This is a genomic window from Mediannikoviicoccus vaginalis (assembly GCF_928097925.1).
Classification (GTDB): Bacteria; Bacillota; Clostridia; order Tissierellales; family Peptoniphilaceae; genus Mediannikoviicoccus; species Mediannikoviicoccus vaginalis.
This window is the reverse complement of the sequence record NZ_CAKMRI010000001.1, coordinates 335,255-353,283: the sequence shown is the minus strand read 5'-3', so window position 1 is coordinate 353,283 and position 18,029 is coordinate 335,255. Positions and strand designations below refer to the sequence as shown.

Here is an 18,029-nt window from a genome sequence, read left to right as displayed (position 1 = left end):
ATACCTACTTTCTTAAATTGTGTAGACTCTCAAGCCTTTTTATTGATGAGTTTGGACTTAAGAACTTTCCCATTAAATAATTTTCATCATATAATCTTCCGTGACAATCACTACCTGCAGTTGGAATTAAATTATATTTATCTACTATTTTCATTAAGTTAATTATTGTATCTCTACTATGTTTGGAATTAATAACTTCAATTCCATCAATTCCTGAATTTATAATATCTATAATTTCCTTTTCCTTCATTTTAAATGGATGAGCAAGTATTGATACGCCTGATGAAATTTTTATAATATCTAAAACATCTTTAAGTTCCACTTCGTTTTTTTCAATATATGCAGATCCACTTTCACCAAGATATTTTTCAAAAGCTTCATTAATGCTTTTAACATAATTATTATCAACCAAGTACATTGCTATATGTGATCTTGAAATAAAATCGCTACCTTTATATATATTTAAACTACTTTCGTTAATTTTAACACCAAGTTCATTTAATCTTATTAAAGTATTACTAATTCGCACTTTTCTATTCTCTTGTAATTTAATTACAAAATCATTCAACTTTTCGTTCTTATAGTCTATAAAATATCCTAAAATATGTATTTCTCTACCATTATAAGACACACCAAATTCAATGCCAGGTATAAATTTAATATTACACATCTTTGAAATGGTTGCTGCTTCTTCTAGACCAGCTATACAGTCGTGATCAGTTATAGAAAATCCTTGAATTTTTTGTTCTTTTAAGTTAATTATTATACTTTCTGGATCTAGTTTTCCATCGGAATAAGTACTGTGAATATGTAAATCAAACATAGTTCCTCCAATTAATATTACCATAAAAAAACAAATCCTACAGAAGTAGAATTTGTTTATTATATTATTTTGCGTAATCTATTGCTCTGATTTCTCTAACAACATTTACTTTTATTTGTCCAGGATATTCTAGCTCGCTTTCTATTCTTGAAGCTACGTCCCTTGCAAGTAAAATCATCTCGTCTTCTGAAATCTTTTCTGGTTTTACCATAATTCTAAGCTCTCTTCCAGCTTGAATAGCAAAAGAACTTTCAACACTTTCAAAAGAATTTGCTATTGCTTCTAGATTTTCAAGTCTTTGAATATAAGATTCAAGAGCCTCTCTTCTAGCTCCAGGTCTAGCTGCAGAAATAGCATCTGCTGCTTGTACTAAAACAGCTTCAATACAAGTTGGTTCCACATCACCATGATGCGATTCTATACAGTTAATAACTTCAGCTCTTTCTTTGTATCTTTTTGCCGCTTGAACGCCTAGTTGAACATGTGGTCCTTCAATTTCATGATCTATTGCTTTTCCTAAGTCATGCATTAGGCCACCTCTTTTAGCAAGTCTTACATCTGCTCCAACTTCCTGTGCTAACATTCCTGCTATTTGAGCAACTTCTACAGAGTGTTTAAGTACATTTTGTCCATAACTTGTTCTGTAATTCAACTTACCTAAAAGTTTTACTAGCTCTGGATGAATTCCATGAAGTCCAACTTCGTAACATGCTTCTTCACCGTGTTTCTTAATAGCTTGTTCAACTTCTTGAGTTGATTTCTCAAAAAGATCTTCAATCCTTGTAGGATGAATTCTACCGTCCATTATTAGCTTTTCTAATGTTATTCTAGCCACTTCACGTCTAACTGGATTAAAAGCGGATAATACAACTGCTTCAGGAGTATCATCAATAATCAAATCAACACCTGTAAGAGTTTCGAAGGCCTTTATATTTCTACCTTCTCTACCAATAATCCTACCCTTCATTTCATCATTAGGCAGTGAAACAACCGAAACTGTAGATTCCGCTACAAAGTCTGCTGCATATCTTTGTATAGATGCTGTTACTAAATCTCTAGCGATATCATCAGCCTTATCTCTCGTTTCTGCTTCCAATTCCTTAATAATCATTGCTTGTTCATGTGTTACTTTTTCTTTCAAATCTGAAAGAAGAATTTCTTTAGCTTCTTCTTCAGTAAGACCAGCTATTCTCTCTAATTCAGTATTTTGCTTTTCTAAAAGTTGTTGTACTTCTTTATTCTTTTCTTCAACATCTTTTAAATCTGAGTCAAGTTTTTGAATTTTTGAGTCTAACTTTTCACTCTTTTTTTCTAAGTTTTCTTCTTTTTGAAGAATTCTTTTTTCAGATTTTTGAATTTCCAATCTTCTTTCTCGATTTTCATTTTCCTGATCGGTTCTTAATTTAAATATCTCATCTTTAGCTTCCAAAAGCATCGCTTTTTTAGTTGTTTCAGCTTCTCTTCCAGCATCATTAATAATTTGAGCTGCATGAGCCTCTGCTGAACCAATTTGTTTTTCAGCGATGTTTTTCCTGATTAAAAAACCGACTGCCAAGCCGATTACAAGGGTTATCAAACTTGCAATTATAGTAATAATATTATTGTCCATTGACAAGCCCCCTCTATTAAATTTTCAAGATTCTTATATGAATAATTACATTTAATAATCACACATATAAATAAATTATAAGGTTTTCACGACTAAAAGTCAAGTTGTTACATTTGAAGTTCATCTACTATAGAACTTAGGTTTTCTTTGTGTATTTTATAACTTTTATCTCCTATAGAGGCAAGATGTTCGTTATGAGAAATTATAATTATTTGCTTTCCAAATTCCTCAGATATCTTTTTAATAAAATCTGCTATATTGAAGACATAGTCATCACTAACATGTTTTGCAGGTTCATCAAGGACAATTGGGCCCTCTATTGAAGGATGAATTTTTAATATAAATGCAATTCTAAGTGCAAGTGAAAGTATATCTATCACTCCCCCACCTCTTGTATCCTCTATTTTGTAAGTATATTTTTTATCTTCATCCATTTCAATTATAAAAAACTCCGCAGAATTTTTTCCTCTAAGTTGACTTAACTCAATTTTAAACTCCATTTTTGAATTAAATACTAAATCTAAACATGTGGTTACGATTGCTTCTATCTCTTTCGATGATTGTAGACGTGAAAAATCTGCAGTTTCTTTTAAAAGTGTATCCACAAGTATCAGGTCTTCTGATTCTTCATTTAATTTTTTAAGATTATCTTTTAATCTTTCTAAATTATTTTCAATAGATTTCTTTTCTCCAAGAGCTTGATAATATTTGTTTTTTTTATCTATGAATGTATTTTTAAGATTATCATAATTAAATTCTAACATTTATTCCTCTGCTAATAACTTTTCAGCTTCAAATAGTAAACTATCTATTTGTGTTTGTAAGTTCAATATTTCATTTTCAAGATCTTCAGGCTCAATTCCCATTTCTCTGATGGAAACAATAATTTCTTCTTTATTATTGTTCAAAGTTTCAAGCATACCTTCTGCTTTAGTTTTATTCGCTTTTGCAACATCTAATTTGTTCTTCAATTCATTTAATTTAGCATTATAATCTGTATTTTGTTCCATTTTTAAACCTCTAATTCTTTAAGTATACTCTCTATATGTTTATCATCTATTTTGTTATAGCATATAGGACATGTTCCGCTTTCTTTTAAAAGTTCTATATAAGTATTAACAGCTGCTCTATAGTTAGAAATTAACTTAGTAATATACTTATTTCCTTCGTTTAACCTTTGATTTATGTGATCATACTTAACTTTTAAACTTTCCATTTTTTCTTTTTTTATATTTAAATCTGAAAGCTCTAATACTAATTTATCTAATTGTTCTGTATCGGGATATTTTTTTAAAATATTTTCCAACTGGCCTATCTGTTTGGTAATATTAGTATAATTCTTGTAAGCTAAATTGTACTTTTCTAGATTTTTATATATTTCAAAACTCTTAGAATAAATATTATAAACTTTATCAGTGTCAACTTTTTTTAAAAATAAATTTAATTCTTTAATTTTCGAATCGGTGTATACTAACCTATTATTTAAATTCAAATAAATTTTAAGATTATTTTCTTTTAAAATAAGCTTTTCATATAAAATAGAAAGTTCATCCAAATTTTTAAACTTTTTTAAATATTCTTTTGTTTCATTTGTTTTTTCTAAATTGTTTGTATGTTTTTTCTCTAAGTTTGTTAAAATACTGAGTTTAGATTTATATTCATCAACTTGATGAAAAATATTTTCAAGTCTTTCTATTTTAGTCTTTTCTTCATCCAAATACCTAAAACTTTCTAAAAAACTTTCTTGGTTTTTTCTTTCCTTTTCAATTGACTTTCTATCGTTATTTATCTCGTAGATATCTTTGGATAAATTTCCTAATGCCTTATCTATAATGTCAACACCAGCTAATTTCCCAAGGGCATTTGCTTTAATTGAAGGGCTATCTGTAATTAGAAAAGGACTTTCCAATTGCTCTGAAATATTTAGTGACATCTTAATATTTCCAAGATCAATTTTATTCATTTCTGTTATATCTATTACCTCTTGTGGCACATTTAATCCAAAACCTTCAAATCTTTGAACTTCGCCGTCCTCAGTTACTAGCTCATAATAGTTTTTACTTTTGTCTCTTCCTCTAATAATCTTAAATCCAGTGTTAAGTTTCAAGGTAACTTTAGCCGCAGTTTCTCCTTTTTTTATAATATCCGTACCAGATGGCTCATTAAAGAAGATCCACTTCATAGCTCTAATAACTGCTGTTTTGCCACTATCTGAAGGTCCTATTATGACATTTACACCTTCATCAAATTCAAGTTTTGTATGTGAATGTGATTGGAAGTTTTCTATTTCAATGTATTCTATCTTAATATCGTTATTCATTTACTTCTCCCAGCCTTCTAATAGCTTCATCTACTATACGTTTAGGAAAGTTCTTATCCTTTGAAATTTCTTTTAAAATTTCAAGTGTATTATAGTTTTCCAAGTTTCCACTTGTTCTGATGAGTTGCTTAAAGTTTTCAATCTGTTCATTTTTTATTTTATATCTATCTTCACTTTTATTAAATACGTCTTCGCCCTTTTTTGCAGATTTTAATTTTATCTCATCTATTCTTAATTCTTCTTTTGAAAGTTCAATAATAGTAACAGCTGGAATTCTATTAATTTCTGCAGTTGAGTTATATGTTCTTGCTAAAGATCCTGGATTGACAAAATATCTGTCATTAAATCGCTTTACACCAAAACCTGTGTGATAATGTCCTGCTAGAACTATATCCGCATCTACGTCCTTTATTTCGTCAATTAAGGTATGACTAATAGAGTCGATAAATGGTTTATCTATTAAAAAACTGTGAATCATGACTATATGATAATCTACGCCTTCCAGTCTTGTTGGAAAATAATAATCCTTATAGTTGGATTCTATATCGTAAATATATGGAACACCTGAAATCTGTACTTTTAAATTATCCTTTGTGAGTACAATTGGTTCTTGAAAATTAATTAATTTTACAAAATTAATTTGATTTAAAAGTCCTAACATAGACCTTTCAACTGTTTTGGGATTATGTCCATATATATCATGATTACCTGAAATAATATAGATTGGTTTGTTATAAGAATTTAAAATATTTGCAAAAGCGCCAACTATTCTTACTGGGACATCTGGCCTATCAAATAGATCTCCGCCATGTAGAATATAGTCTACATTATTTTCTTTTGCAATTTCACCAACTTCTTCAAATTTAAGCTTTAAAGATTCTATATAGTCATCTTTTCTAGATGATGGATTTGAAGCTCTAATATGAGTGTCTGTAAAAAATAAAAATTTCATATTTCACCTATAAGAAAACCTCCTTTTCAGGAGGCTTAATCATTTTCTATATCTGTACTAAAATCCAGTGTAGCTTCTTCAACTTCATGACCAGCTATATTGAAATGGCTATATACCTTTTCAGCTATTTCGTTGAGTAAATCTGGATTTTGTTCTAAATAATCTTTAGCATTTTCTCTACCTTGGCCGAGTCTTTCATCTCCGTAAGAATACCATGCTCCAGCTTTTTTTATTATATCAACATCGGAAGCCATGTCGAGAATTGTTCCTAACTTTGAAATTCCTTGTCCATACATAATATCAAATTCAACTTGTTTGAAAGGTGGTGCTACTTTATTTTTTACTACCTTTACTCTTGTTCTATTTCCAATAATATCTTCACCTTGTTTAATAGCCTCTCCCCTTCTAACTTCCATTCTTACTGAAGAGTAGAATTTAAGAGCTCTACCACCTGTTGTAGTTTCTGGGTTTCCAAACATAACTCCAACCTTTTCTCTAAGCTGATTAATAAATATTACAGATGTATTACTTTTTGAAATAGCTCCAGCTAGTTTTCTTAGTGCTTGAGACATAAGCCTTGCTTGAAGACCAACATGTGTAGCACCCATATCTCCATCTATCTCTGCTCTTGGTACCAAGGCTGCTACAGAGTCTACAACTACGACATCAATGGCACTACTTCTAACTAGTGATTCTGCAATTTCTAGTCCTTGTTCTCCTGTATCTGGTTGAGATACAATAAGTTGATCTATATTTACACCTAAATTTCTAGCATAGATAGGATCAAGGGCATGCTCTGCATCAACAAATGCAGCAATGCCACCTTTTTTTTGTGCCTCTGCTATAATGTGAAGGGCAAGAGTAGTCTTACCTGAAGATTCGGGTCCATAAATTTCAATGATCCTTCCTCTAGGTATACCACCAATACCAAGTGCTATATCTAAGTTAATTGCACCTGTAGAAATAGAGTCTATTTGTTGTTTAGGTGCTTCACCTAAAATCATAACCGCACCTTTACCATATTGCTTTTCAATATGCTTAAAAGCGTTTTGTATCGATTCGTTTTTGTTCTTATCACTTGAAATATTCATAGCTCTTACTCTCCTTAAATATTTTCTAAATCCAATACTTCTTTATTCTTAATAATATAATCCATTCCTGAAATAACAGTTAGCGCTACTGAAATATAGTAGATAACACTTGTTACTGTAAATGGAATAAATGTTAGTTTTGACATAAAAAGTACCATTACAATTGCCACAAATTGTGTTACTGTTTTTGACTTTCCCCACTTGCTAGCTGCAATTGTTACTCCTTCAGAAGCTGCAATTATTCTAAATCCAGTTATTAAAAATTCTCTTGCTATAACTATTACAACTGTCCACGCAGGAAATATACCTTGCTCTATAAACATTATTAAAGCGGCTGCAACTAACATCTTATCAGCAAGAGGGTCTATAAACTTACCAAATGTTGTAACTAAATTTCTACTTCTTGCTAAGTGCCCATCAAAAAAATCTGTAATTGCGGCAACTAAAAATATAATTCCCGGTATTGGACTCTTTATTGAAAATTGCATAACTGCTGCTACAAACACAGGTATCAAAAATAATCTTAAAGTTGTTAATTTATTTGCTATATTCATTATACATCAAGTTCCTCTAAATAATTTTTATCTACTAATACTCTTCTAGGCTTACTACCTTCATACCCTGATATTATACCCATTTCTGCCATTTCATCTATAATTCTTCCAGCTCTTGCATAGCCAATCTTCATTCTACGTTGCAACATTGAAATGGATGCAGAGTCTTCTTCTATGACAATCTTAACGGCTTCATTAAAAAGTTCATCCGTGCCAGATTGCCTATTTGCCTTTTCTGTTGTCTTTTCGATATTTTCAATTATATCTTTATCGTAGTCAGATTCGTTTTTATTCTTTAAGTAGGATACTATATTCTCAACTTCCTTATCAGAAATAAAAGCTCCCTGTATTCTTATTGGCTTTGATTGTCCTGACGGTAAGAATAACATATCTCCCCTACCTAAAAGTTTTTCTGCTCCAGACATATCTAGAATTGTTCTAGAATCTATTTGAGAAGATACGGCAAAGGAAATTCTAGAAGGAATATTTGCCTTAATAGTTCCTGTTATAACGTCAACTGAAGGTCTTTGTGTGGCAATAATCAAATGAATTCCACAAGCTCTCGCCATTTGAGCAAGTCTTGTTATTGCATCTTCAACCTCGCCTGCTGCTACCATCATAAGATCCGATAACTCATCTATAATAATTACAATATATGGTAGTTTTTCTAGATCTTCTTCAGCGCTCTTTGCATTATATGCTTTTATGTCCTTTACATAATTGTTTGAGAAAATTTTGTATCTTCTCTCCATTTCACTAATTGCCCAATTCAGTGCAAAACTTGCCTTTTTAGGATTTGTTACAACTGGTATTGCCAGATGCGGTATATCATTATATATTCCTAATTCCACAACTTTTGGATCCACTAGTATCATCTTAACATCATCTGGGTTCGATTTAAATAGTATGCTTAAAATAATTGAATTTATACATACTGACTTACCAGATCCTGTAGCTCCTGCAATTAGTAAGTGAGGCATTTTTTCTATGGACGATACTATGGTATTTCCCTGAATATCTTTTCCAAGTCCTAGTGGAAGTGGGCTAGAAAGATTTGTAAACTCTTCAGAATCTATAATCTCTTTGAAAAATACCATCTCTTTATTAGAATTTGGAACTTCAATACCCACCAGGGATTTTCCAGGTATTGGTGCTTCTATTCTTATGTCTGGAGAAGCTAACGCGAGTGCCAAATCATCCGAAAGATTTACAATCTTACTCACCTTTACACCTAAAGGAGGTTCAAGTTCAAAACTCGTAACAGTTGGACCCTTGTTAATTGAAACAACTCTACATTCAATGCCAAAACTTGATAAAGTCTCCTCTATTTTTCTTGCCTTTTCTAATAAAATTTGTTTTGAATCACCGGATGTTTTTATAGGATCTTTTAAAAGTTCAATAGGCGGAAATTTATAAACGCTATTAACTTTAGTCTTAGATAATATATTTTCTTCTATCTCTAATTGTTCTGAGAAATCTTCAAATTCTTCAACTTCATGAGTTTTCGAATTTTTTTCTTTTGTACCTGTGTCTTCATAAGTATTAAAAGTTATAGACTCTCTATCAACATCTTTCTTATGTGTTACATCTTTAATTGGATGATTCTTTATATTATCATTTACTTTTAGCTTATGTTCTTTTGAAGGGATATGTCCTTTATTTGACATATTATTAAAAAGTTCCTTAACCTTGTTAAAGAATACAACTATTATCTCTCCTAATTTCTTAAAAAATGTAGTAACATCATCTCTTAATGATTTAATATCTACATCCAAAATATAAATTCCTGAAAAGAATACTGCAATTATAGTTGAGATATAAATGCCCACTTTTCCAATGGAAGTTAATAGAAAGTGACAAATGGATGAACCTAAAAGACCAGCGCCTTGAAAGTGATTTGCTAATATTAGCGAATTTTCTTTTCTAATAGCTAGTGTATCTCCTATATTTGTGTTTAGATCCAGTATAATAAGACCTAAAATAAATAATAAATATAAAAGAGCATAGGAAATATGAATTTTTTTATTTGTTTTATTAAAAACGCCAAGAAGAATATGTGATAGAACAGCTGGCACTATTATAAAAGAACCAACTCCAAACATATTAAAATAAAATTCTTTTATCTTTCTTCCAAAAACTCCAGTGTTCTTTCCAACAATACATATAAATGAAATTACAAGTAAAACGGAAATGAAACTTAGAAAGTTTTTTAGTTTTAAATTTTTGAGTGAAATATTTTTAGTATTTGTTTTTCTTCCCAAAACTGCCTCCAATAAATGGAATTAATAGCCTGTATGACCAAATCCTCCATCACTTCTATCTGTCTCTTCTAGATTTTCTTCTAATTTAAATTCTAAATGCTCATATTTAGCTAAAATAATTTGAGCAACTTTATCTCCGCTCTTTATTTCATACTCTTCATTGGATAGATTTATAACTGGTATTCCCAGTTCTCCACGATAATCAGAGTCAATGGTACCTACTCCATTTACAAGTGTAATTCCATGTTTAATAGACATACCACTTCTTGCCCTAACTTGGATTTCATAGCCATTAGGTATTTCTAAATACAATCCCGTAGGTATTATTTTTCTCTCTAAAGGTTTTATAATAACAGGTTCTTCCAAAAAAGCATGAACATCAAGCCCCGCAGAACCTTCTGTTGCATATTTTGGAAGGGGATTGTTACTTTTGTTTATAACTTTTACTATCATTTTACCTCCTAAAAAATAAAACATAGAATATCTATGTTTTATTTGGTTAGAATTAATATTTTATTTATTTTTTTCTTCTGGTTTTGGTAGTAATGCTTTTCTCGAAAGATTGATACGTCCCATATTGTCTATTTCTGTAACTTTAACTAGTACTTCATCTCCAACATTTAAAACGTCTTCTACTTTATTAACTCTTTCATGTGCAATTTTTGATATATGAAGTAGTCCTTCTTTACCATTTAAGATGTCGATGAAAGCACCAAAGTTTGTAATTCTCATAACTTTTCCTAGATAAGACTTGCCAACTTCAACTTCGGCAACTATATCTTCAATCATCTTAATAGCCTTTTTACCATTTTCAGTTGTATCTGATGTTATTGTTATAGTTCCGTCGTCTTGAGTATCTATTGTAACCCCAGTTTCATCAATTATTTTATTAATAGTCTTTCCACCAGGTCCAATTACTTCTCTCACCTTATCAGGATCAATCTTAATTGACATTAATCTTGGTGCATATTTTGAAATGTCTGCTTCAGGTTTTGAAATAAGTTCATCCATTGTATCAAGAATTTGAAGTCTTGCAGTTTTTGCTTGTTCAAGAGCATTAGTTAATATCTCTTCAGAAATACCATCAATTTTTATATCCATTTGTAATGCGGTAATTCCGTCTCTTGTTCCAGCAACCTTAAAGTCCATGTCTCCAAAGTGGTCTTCTAGCCCTTGAATGTCTGTTAAGATTGTAGTATTATTGCCGTCACTCATAAGGCCCATTGCAATTCCTGCCACAGAGTCTTTTATAGGAACACCTGCATCAAGTAATGCTAATGTTGAACCACAAACTGAAGCTTGAGAACTTGAACCATTTGATTCTAAAACTTCAGAAACAACTCTTATTGTGTATGGAAACTCCTCTGCTGATGGAAGAACTGGAACTAACGCTCTTTCTGCAAGGGCTCCATGACCAATTTCTCTTCTACCAGGTCCCCTAAGAGGTCTAGTGTCTCCTACAGAGTAAGGAGGGAAGTTGTATTGATGCATGTATCTTTTATCTTCTTCTTCAATAAGCCCATCTAACACTTGAACATCACTAGGTGAACCTAGTGTAACTACAGAAAGAACTTGAGTTTGTCCTCTAGTAAACAATCCTGATCCATGTGCTCTTGGTAGAAGTCCCCTTTCACATGACAAATGTCTAATCTCATCTGTTCTTCTATTATCCGGTCTTATCTTATCTTCGATTATAAGTCTTCTAACTTCTTTAACTTGAATTTCTTCAAGTATACTTGAAATCATCTTGCCAGATTCAGGATATTCTTTTTCAAAATGTTCTTTAGTTTCTTTAATTATTTCATCAATGTTATTTTCTCTTGAAACTTTATCCTCATCTCTTAAAGCGTCCACTATTCTAGATTCGGAAAAAGCTTTAACTTTTTCAACTAAATCTTCATCAGGTAATTCAACAGTAAATTCAGATTTTTCTTTACCTATTTCATCTTGAATTTCTTTTATGAATTTACAAATTCCTTTTATTTCTTCATGTGCTTTAAGAATTGCATTCAATACATCTTTTTCTTTTAGTTTGTTGCAGCCAGCTTCCACCATCATAATAGCTTCATCAGTACCTGCAACAGTCAATTCTAAGTCTGATTTTTCCTTTTGCTCAACAGTTGGGTTTATAATAACTTCTCCATCTATCATTCCTACTCCAACTGCTCCTGTTGGTCCATTAAAAGGTATATCAGAAATGGAAAGTGCTATTGAAGATCCAATCATAGCAAGTATATCTGGGCTATGGTCAGGATCTACGGATAATGAAGTTGCAATTATTTGAACGTCATTTCTATATCCTTCTGGGAATAGAGGCCTTAAAGGCCTATCAATTAATCTTGAAATAAGTGTAGCTCTTTCAGTAGCTTTACCTTCTCTTTTTATAAATCCACCAGGTATTTTACCTACTGAATATAATTTTTCTTCAAAATCACAGCTTAACGGAAAGAAATCTATTCCTTCTCTAGGCTCTTTTGAAGCAACAGCCGTAACCAAAATTACAGTTTCACCAGATTGTACAAGACATGCTCCATTAGCTTGCTTTGCAACTTTGCCTGTGGTAACTGTGAGTTCTTTGTCGGCAATTTTGTATTTAAATTCCTTTATCATACTTTCTCCTTAGAAATTCTTAATTCAAAAATAAGAGCGTATTATACCGCTCTTATTATATTATCCTCTGATGTTTAATTTTTTAACAAGTTCACGGTATCTTTCAATGTCTTTATTCTTAAGATAGTTTAGAAGACCTCTTCTCTTACCTATCATTTTAAAAAGACCTCTTCTTGAATGATGATCCTTTGGGTGAAGTTTTAAATGTTCTGTTAAATCAGCTATTCTTTTTGATAATAGCGCAATTTGAACCTCTGGTGAACCTGTATCTAATTCACTTAATTTGTACTCTTCAATTATTGATTTTTTTTCTTCTTTACTAAACATAATGTCCTCCTAAAATTTAATTCACCATTACTATTGAAATCGTTGAGGAATCGAATATCAACGTAAAGGTATTACTATATGATTGTAACATAATAAATCTTTGTTGTAAATTAATTTTTCAATAGTTTTCTGGATTTTTCAATATCCATGTTAATTTGATTTACCAAATCCTTTGGATCATCAAATTTTTTATTGCTTCTAATGAAATTCATAAATTCAATATAGATTTCTTTGCCATATAAATCACCAGAAAAATCTAGAATATAAGTTTCAATCTTCAACTCTTCTTCATTAAAAGTTATATTCTTTCCTACAAAGGATAAACTGTTATACTCCTTTTTATCGTCAGTAATTGTCTTTGTAAGATATACACCTTCCTTAGGTAAAATATATCCCCTCTCTATTGATATATTAGCAGTTGGAAATCCTAATTTACGCCCTCTTTTAAAACCGTGATTAACAATTCCATTAATCTTGTATGGTCTGCCTAAAAAAATAGCAGCCTCTTCAACTTTACCATCTTCAATTAAACTACGTATATTTGTGCTTTTTATAATATTTCCTTCTAACTTAACTTGAGTGATGGTGTTAAATAAAATTTTGTTCTTATAACAATATTCTTTCATAAATTGAATATCGCCTTTAGCAAATTCGCCAAATGTATAATCATCCCCAACAATAATGCCCTTAACATTTAATTTATCCTTTAAAAAATTTAAAAATTCTATTGGAGTTAATGATTTTATATTATCAAAATTTATGATAAAGATATTGTCGAGTCCAAATTGTTTACATATATCTATTTTGTCATCTAGTTTAGTTAAATATTTAAATTCATCTTTATCTAAAGCGCTTTTGGTATGTTCTTTAAATAATAATATGGACGGATTTAACTTTTTACTTTCTGAAACTTCCAACAATTTTTTTATCAACTCTTGATGGCCAATATGAAATCCATCAAAATTTCCAAGAACAATACAATTGTCTTTATCTATTCCATTAATTTTTTTGTCTAAATCTATAATCATAGATTACCTCTTATACAAATAACTTTTTACTTTTAATAAATTATCTAAGTGGTAATAAATACCAATAAATTCTTCCCTGCAATATACTAAATATTCTTTGTCTTCCTGTAATTTTAAACCTAATAGATTTGTTTTTATCGCCACTCCATTGATTACCTTATCAAAGAGAAAATCAGGAATATTCACTCTTTCCATATCTTCAAGAGCTTTGTCTGCACTAACAAAGAAATCAAAGTTTCTTTGTCTACTCAACTCACTTATTTCGTCCAAGGTTATTGAATCCTTAATATTAAATCCACCAGAAGATAGCCTTATAAGAGAGGTCATAGTGCCTAGAGAATTACACTCTCTAGCTATATCTTTAAATAACGTCCTTATATAGGTCCCCTTGGAGCATGTAACCTTAATATGAGCTTTCCCATTAATATATCTTATAAGTTCTATGGAGTAAATATGGGCGTTTCTTTTTTTTCTTTCAATTTCTTTTCCTTCTCTTGCAAGTTCATAGAGTTTTTTTCCGCCTACTTTAATTGCAGAGTACATTGGTGGAGTTTGAAGAATTTCTTTGCCATTTATTCTAGATATTGCCTTTTCAAGCTCATCAACAGACGGAGTATAATCGCAAGTTTCTGTGATACTTCCCCAAATATCTTCAGTATCCGTTTCATATCCAAAAGTAAGCTCACCAAGATAAGATTTTTCATGATTCATTAGATAGGAAGATATTTTTGTAGAATTTCCAACACAAATAGGAAGCACTCCTGACACATTTGGGTCAAGCGTTCCAGTATGACCAATTTTTTTTATTTCTAGGGTTTTGCGAAGTATTGCAACAACATCATGAGAAGTGTATCCTATTTCTTTATATACATTTATAACTCCGTCAATATTATTTTTATTTGTCAAGAATATCAAATCCTTCTATAATTTTGCTTTTAACTTCTTTATAAGGAGCTTCTATCTTTAATCCAGAAGCATTTATATGTCCTCCGCCACCATGTTTTTTAGCAATCTCACACACATTGATATTACCTTTACTTCTTAAACTTATTTTATAATTGTCTTTAGACAGCTCTTTAATTAACGCAACGGCACAAACTTCTGAACTTTCTCTAAAATAATTTATTACATTTTCAACATCCGTATCAGCTACGCCATACTTCTTTAGTAAATTTAAACTCTGTTCTAATATAACTAATTTTGAATCATAGTAAAAGGAAGCATCTTTTAAAATCTCAAGTTGAGCTCTTTTAGCACTAAGACTTTCTGATTGAAATATTTTATCCATTAAAAGATCTTTTTTTGCCCCATTAGAACATAATATGGAAGCTATTTCAAAAGTTCTTGAATCAGCTGAATCAAATAAAAATCTGCCAGTATCCGTTAAAACACCCATTAATAAGGCAGTGGAAATATCTGTTGTGAAGTTAGCATCAAGTTCTAAAAAAATCTCTGATAAAAGTTCACAGGTAGAAGATATATCACTATCCACAATGCTTAAGTCGGCATAGTCATCCCCGGAGTTATGATGGTCTATCTTTATGATTTTCGTAGAATTATCAAATAGATTATCTATGTTCCCAAGACGTTTCCTATCAGCACAATCTAAGGTAATTAATACATCAACTTCAAAATTACTGTTATCGTAAAATTTTATTGAATCTGTGATAAATTTAAATTTATTAGGAATATTATCAAGTTCAATAGGATAAACCAATTTACCTAAGTCACTTAGATAATTTGTCATGGCTATTATCGATCCGAGGTTATCCCCGTCTGGACTTAAATGAGAGATAATTGCAAATCTCTCATTATCTGCAATTATCTCCTTTAATTCTTGTATTTTATTCATTACCATTTCCTTCAGAGTTCAAATCATCAATGATTTTCTCTATATGCATACCTCTTTCAGTTGATTCATCTAATTTAAAAATTAAAGATGGAGTATGTCTAAGATCTACATTCCTACTAATTTCTTTTCTAATATATCCCTTTGATTCTTCAAATCCTTTTAATGTCTCTTGTTTTTTTACATCATCACCTATAACTGATATATAGATGTAAGCAAAACTAAGGTCATTTGTTACCTCTACACCTGTTATTCCTGTGTATAGAGGATCAATGTGAGGATTTTTTAAATCTGTATATACTAGATTCGAAACAATTTTGTTTATTTCTGAAGAAATTCTCTTAACTCTTTTTTCATTCATAATATCACCTACTTTGGAGCAACTTCTTTCATAACAAATGATTCTATTACGTCGCCTTCCTTAATATCGTTGTAATTTTCGATTCCAAGACCACCTTCATAGCCTGTAGCAAGCTCTTTAGTATCATCTTTAAATCTCTTTAACGATGAAATTTCCCCTTCATGTATAACAATATCATCTCTTATTAGTCTTACTGAAGCATTTCTTAATATTTTACCACTTGTAACATAGATACCAGCAACCGAACCTACATTTGGAACTTTAAATACCGCTCTTATTTCTGCCCTTCCTGTTACTTCTTCAACAAGTTTTGGTGCAAGCATACCTTTTATTGCGTTCTTTAAGTCTTCTATAGCTTCATATATAACTCTATAGGTTCTGATTTCTACATTCTCATAATTTGCAAGCTCTATAGCAGATTGAGAAGGCCTTACGTTAAATCCGATAATAAGTGCATTTGAAGCAGCTGCTAAGTTAACATCTGAGTCTGTAACACCACCTACAGCTCCATGGATGATATTTACCTTAACTTCTTCATTACTAAGTTTTTCAAATGACTGTTTAACTGCATCTATTGTACCTCTAACATCTGTTTTAATTATAATGTTAAGGTCTTTAATGTCTCCACTTGAAATTTGATTAAATAAATCATCTAAATTTATATTGGATGAAGATTTAATCATATCTTCCTTTTGAACTTCTTTAGCCTTATCAGCATAACCTCTAGCAGTTCTTTCGTCTTTAACTGCATATAGTGTATCTCCCGATTCTGGCACATCTGATAGACCTAATATTTGCGCTGGAAAAGAAGGTCCTGCCTTTTTGATATTCTTTCCTTTGTCATCAAACATAGCCCTTATACGTCCACTTGTAGTTCCTGATACTACAATATCTCCAGTTTTCAAAGTACCTTTTTGAATTAATACTGTAGCTGTAGGTCCTCTTCCCTTATCAAGTTGAGCTTCAATAACAGTTCCGATAGCTTTTCTATTAGGATTTGCTTTAAGCTCTTCCATTTCAGATACAGTAAGAATCATCTCTAGAAGATCATCTATTCCTTCTCCGGTTTTTGCAGAAACAGGCATACAAATAGCGTCTCCGCCCCAATCATCTGGCATTAAGTCATTATCTGCAAGTTCTTGTTTTATTCTTTCTACATTTGCTTCAGGCTTGTCCATCTTATTAATTGCCACAATTATGGGAACTTCTGCTGCCTTTGCGTGGTTTATAGCTTCTATTGTTTGAGGCATTACTCCATCATCTGCAGCAACAACTAATATTGCTAGGTCAGTTACTTGAGCTCCTCTAGAACGCATTGCAGTAAAGGCTTCGTGTCCAGGAGTATCTAAAAATACTATTTTTTCGTTATTTACATTTACTACAGAAGCACCAATATGTTGAGTAATACCACCTGCCTCTCCTCTAGTAACAGCTGTATTTCTAATGCTGTCAAGAAGAGAAGTCTTACCATGGTCTACGTGTCCCATAACAGTAACAACTGGAGGTCTTTTCTTCAAAGATGATTCTTTATCTTCAAAGTCAAGTTCTTCCATCATATCTTCTTCAAGATCTTCTTCTGTCATTTGAACAACTTCTTTGCCAAACTCTAAACTAATAATTTGTGCATTTTCAAAACTTAATTCTTCATTTTGAGAAGCCATTATTCCATATGAAATAAGCTTACCCATTAAATCTGTAAGAGTAACATCTATAGCTTCTGCTAAATCAGCCACAGTAATACTTCCTGGTATTTCTATAGGTGCATCCGGATCAACTTTTTCAGTTTCTTCCTTCTTCTTGTATTTATTTTTTAACCTAGGAGTAGTTTTTTGTAAATTTTTAAAGTGATCTTCATCTATTTCTACTTTTTTAGAATTTTTTCTATTTCTTTTATTTTTCTTAGGAGTGTTTTGGTTTTTATTTCTTTGTCTATTTTCGTGTTTAAAAGCCTTACTATCTACCTCTGATTCGTCATCATTTTCTTTTTTATGTGAGTTCTTTTTAAAATTTTTGTTTTTGTTATTATATTTTTGTTTATTGTTTTCTGTACTACCCTCTTTTTTGGTTTTATTTTTACTAGTATTAGGGTTAAATACATCATTTAGTTTATTTTCAAAATCTGCATCAACAGATGACATGTGACTTTTAACCTTTATCCCCATCTTATCCAGCTCCTGAATTACAGTTTTTGCTGGTACATCTAAATTCTTTGCAAGTTCATAAATTCTTATTTTTTTCATATAC

At 31.0% G+C, this 18,029-nt stretch carries 17 protein-coding genes; all 17 read right to left on the bottom strand.

Features of this window, described 5'->3' with window-relative positions; all coding sequences use genetic code 11:
* Window positions 1–4: 4 nt before the first annotated feature.
* Window positions 5–823 carry a PHP domain-containing protein gene (locus L6651_RS01750; protein WP_237036342.1) on the bottom strand — a complete coding sequence of 273 codons (819 nt, stop codon included), beginning with the start codon at window positions 821–823 and terminating at the stop codon, window positions 5–7.
* A 64-nt stretch (window positions 824–887) separates the two neighbouring features.
* On the bottom strand, window positions 888–2,417 hold the full coding sequence (gene rny, locus L6651_RS01745) for a ribonuclease Y (protein WP_255784926.1): 1,530 nt from the start codon (window positions 2,415–2,417) through the stop codon (window positions 888–890).
* A gap of 122 nt (window positions 2,418–2,539) precedes the next feature.
* Window positions 2,540–3,196, bottom strand: a complete 657-nt coding sequence (locus L6651_RS01740) for an ATPase (protein ID WP_237036340.1) — start codon at window positions 3,194–3,196, stop codon at window positions 2,540–2,542.
* Window positions 3,197–3,442, bottom strand: coding sequence for a hypothetical protein (locus tag L6651_RS01735; RefSeq protein ID WP_237036339.1), 246 nt, complete (start codon window positions 3,440–3,442; stop codon window positions 3,197–3,199).
* Window positions 3,443–3,444: 2 nt separating this feature from the next.
* Window positions 3,445–4,752 carry an AAA family ATPase gene (locus L6651_RS01730; RefSeq protein ID WP_237036338.1) on the bottom strand — a complete coding sequence of 436 codons (1,308 nt, stop codon included), beginning with the start codon at window positions 4,750–4,752 and terminating at the stop codon, window positions 3,445–3,447.
* The gene (locus tag L6651_RS01725) at window positions 4,745–5,704 is read right to left on the bottom strand and encodes a metallophosphoesterase family protein (RefSeq protein WP_237036337.1); all 960 of its coding nucleotides are present in this window, start codon (window positions 5,702–5,704) and stop codon (window positions 4,745–4,747) included. The genes L6651_RS01730 and L6651_RS01725 overlap by 8 nt, the downstream gene beginning before the upstream one ends.
* Window positions 5,705–5,739: 35 nt before the next feature.
* The gene (gene recA, locus L6651_RS01720; protein WP_305067693.1) at window positions 5,740–6,789 is read right to left on the bottom strand and encodes a recombinase RecA; all 1,050 of its coding nucleotides are present in this window, start codon (window positions 6,787–6,789) and stop codon (window positions 5,740–5,742) included.
* A gap of 20 nt (window positions 6,790–6,809) precedes the next feature.
* Window positions 6,810–7,349 (bottom strand): CDP-diacylglycerol--glycerol-3-phosphate 3-phosphatidyltransferase, encoded by a 540-nt coding sequence (pgsA, locus tag L6651_RS01715; protein WP_237036335.1) that lies wholly within the window; start codon window positions 7,347–7,349, stop codon window positions 6,810–6,812.
* Window positions 7,349–9,610: a DNA translocase FtsK gene (locus L6651_RS01710; protein WP_237036334.1), complete on the bottom strand. Its 2,262-nt coding sequence runs from the start codon at window positions 9,608–9,610 to the stop codon at window positions 7,349–7,351. The genes pgsA and L6651_RS01710 overlap by 1 nt, the downstream gene beginning before the upstream one ends.
* Before the next feature lie 21 nt (window positions 9,611–9,631).
* A complete protein-coding gene (gene dut / locus L6651_RS01705) occupies window positions 9,632–10,063 on the bottom strand; it encodes a dUTP diphosphatase (RefSeq protein WP_237036333.1) in 432 nt (143 codons plus the stop codon).
* 60 nt (window positions 10,064–10,123) lie between these two features.
* Complete coding sequence (locus tag L6651_RS01700) at window positions 10,124–12,220, bottom strand: polyribonucleotide nucleotidyltransferase (protein WP_237036332.1); 2,097 nt, start codon at window positions 12,218–12,220, stop codon at window positions 10,124–10,126.
* Between the two features lie 60 nt (window positions 12,221–12,280).
* A complete protein-coding gene (gene rpsO, locus L6651_RS01695; RefSeq protein WP_237036331.1) occupies window positions 12,281–12,547 on the bottom strand; it encodes a 30S ribosomal protein S15 in 267 nt (88 codons plus the stop codon).
* Window positions 12,548–12,657: 110 nt separating this feature from the next.
* Complete coding sequence (locus tag L6651_RS01690) at window positions 12,658–13,575, bottom strand: bifunctional riboflavin kinase/FAD synthetase (protein ID WP_237036330.1); 918 nt, start codon at window positions 13,573–13,575, stop codon at window positions 12,658–12,660.
* 3 nt (window positions 13,576–13,578) lie between these two features.
* Complete coding sequence (gene truB, locus L6651_RS01685) at window positions 13,579–14,481, bottom strand: tRNA pseudouridine(55) synthase TruB (RefSeq protein ID WP_237036329.1); 903 nt, start codon at window positions 14,479–14,481, stop codon at window positions 13,579–13,581.
* A complete protein-coding gene (locus L6651_RS01680; protein ID WP_237036328.1) occupies window positions 14,471–15,427 on the bottom strand; it encodes a DHH family phosphoesterase in 957 nt (318 codons plus the stop codon). The genes truB and L6651_RS01680 overlap by 11 nt, the downstream gene beginning before the upstream one ends.
* Window positions 15,420–15,785, bottom strand: coding sequence for a 30S ribosome-binding factor RbfA (gene rbfA / locus L6651_RS01675; RefSeq protein ID WP_237036327.1), 366 nt, complete (start codon window positions 15,783–15,785; stop codon window positions 15,420–15,422). The genes L6651_RS01680 and rbfA overlap by 8 nt, the downstream gene beginning before the upstream one ends.
* An 8-nt stretch (window positions 15,786–15,793) precedes the next feature.
* Window positions 15,794–18,025, bottom strand: a complete 2,232-nt coding sequence (gene infB / locus L6651_RS01670; protein ID WP_237036326.1) for a translation initiation factor IF-2 — start codon at window positions 18,023–18,025, stop codon at window positions 15,794–15,796.
* Window positions 18,026–18,029: the final 4 nt, after the last annotated feature.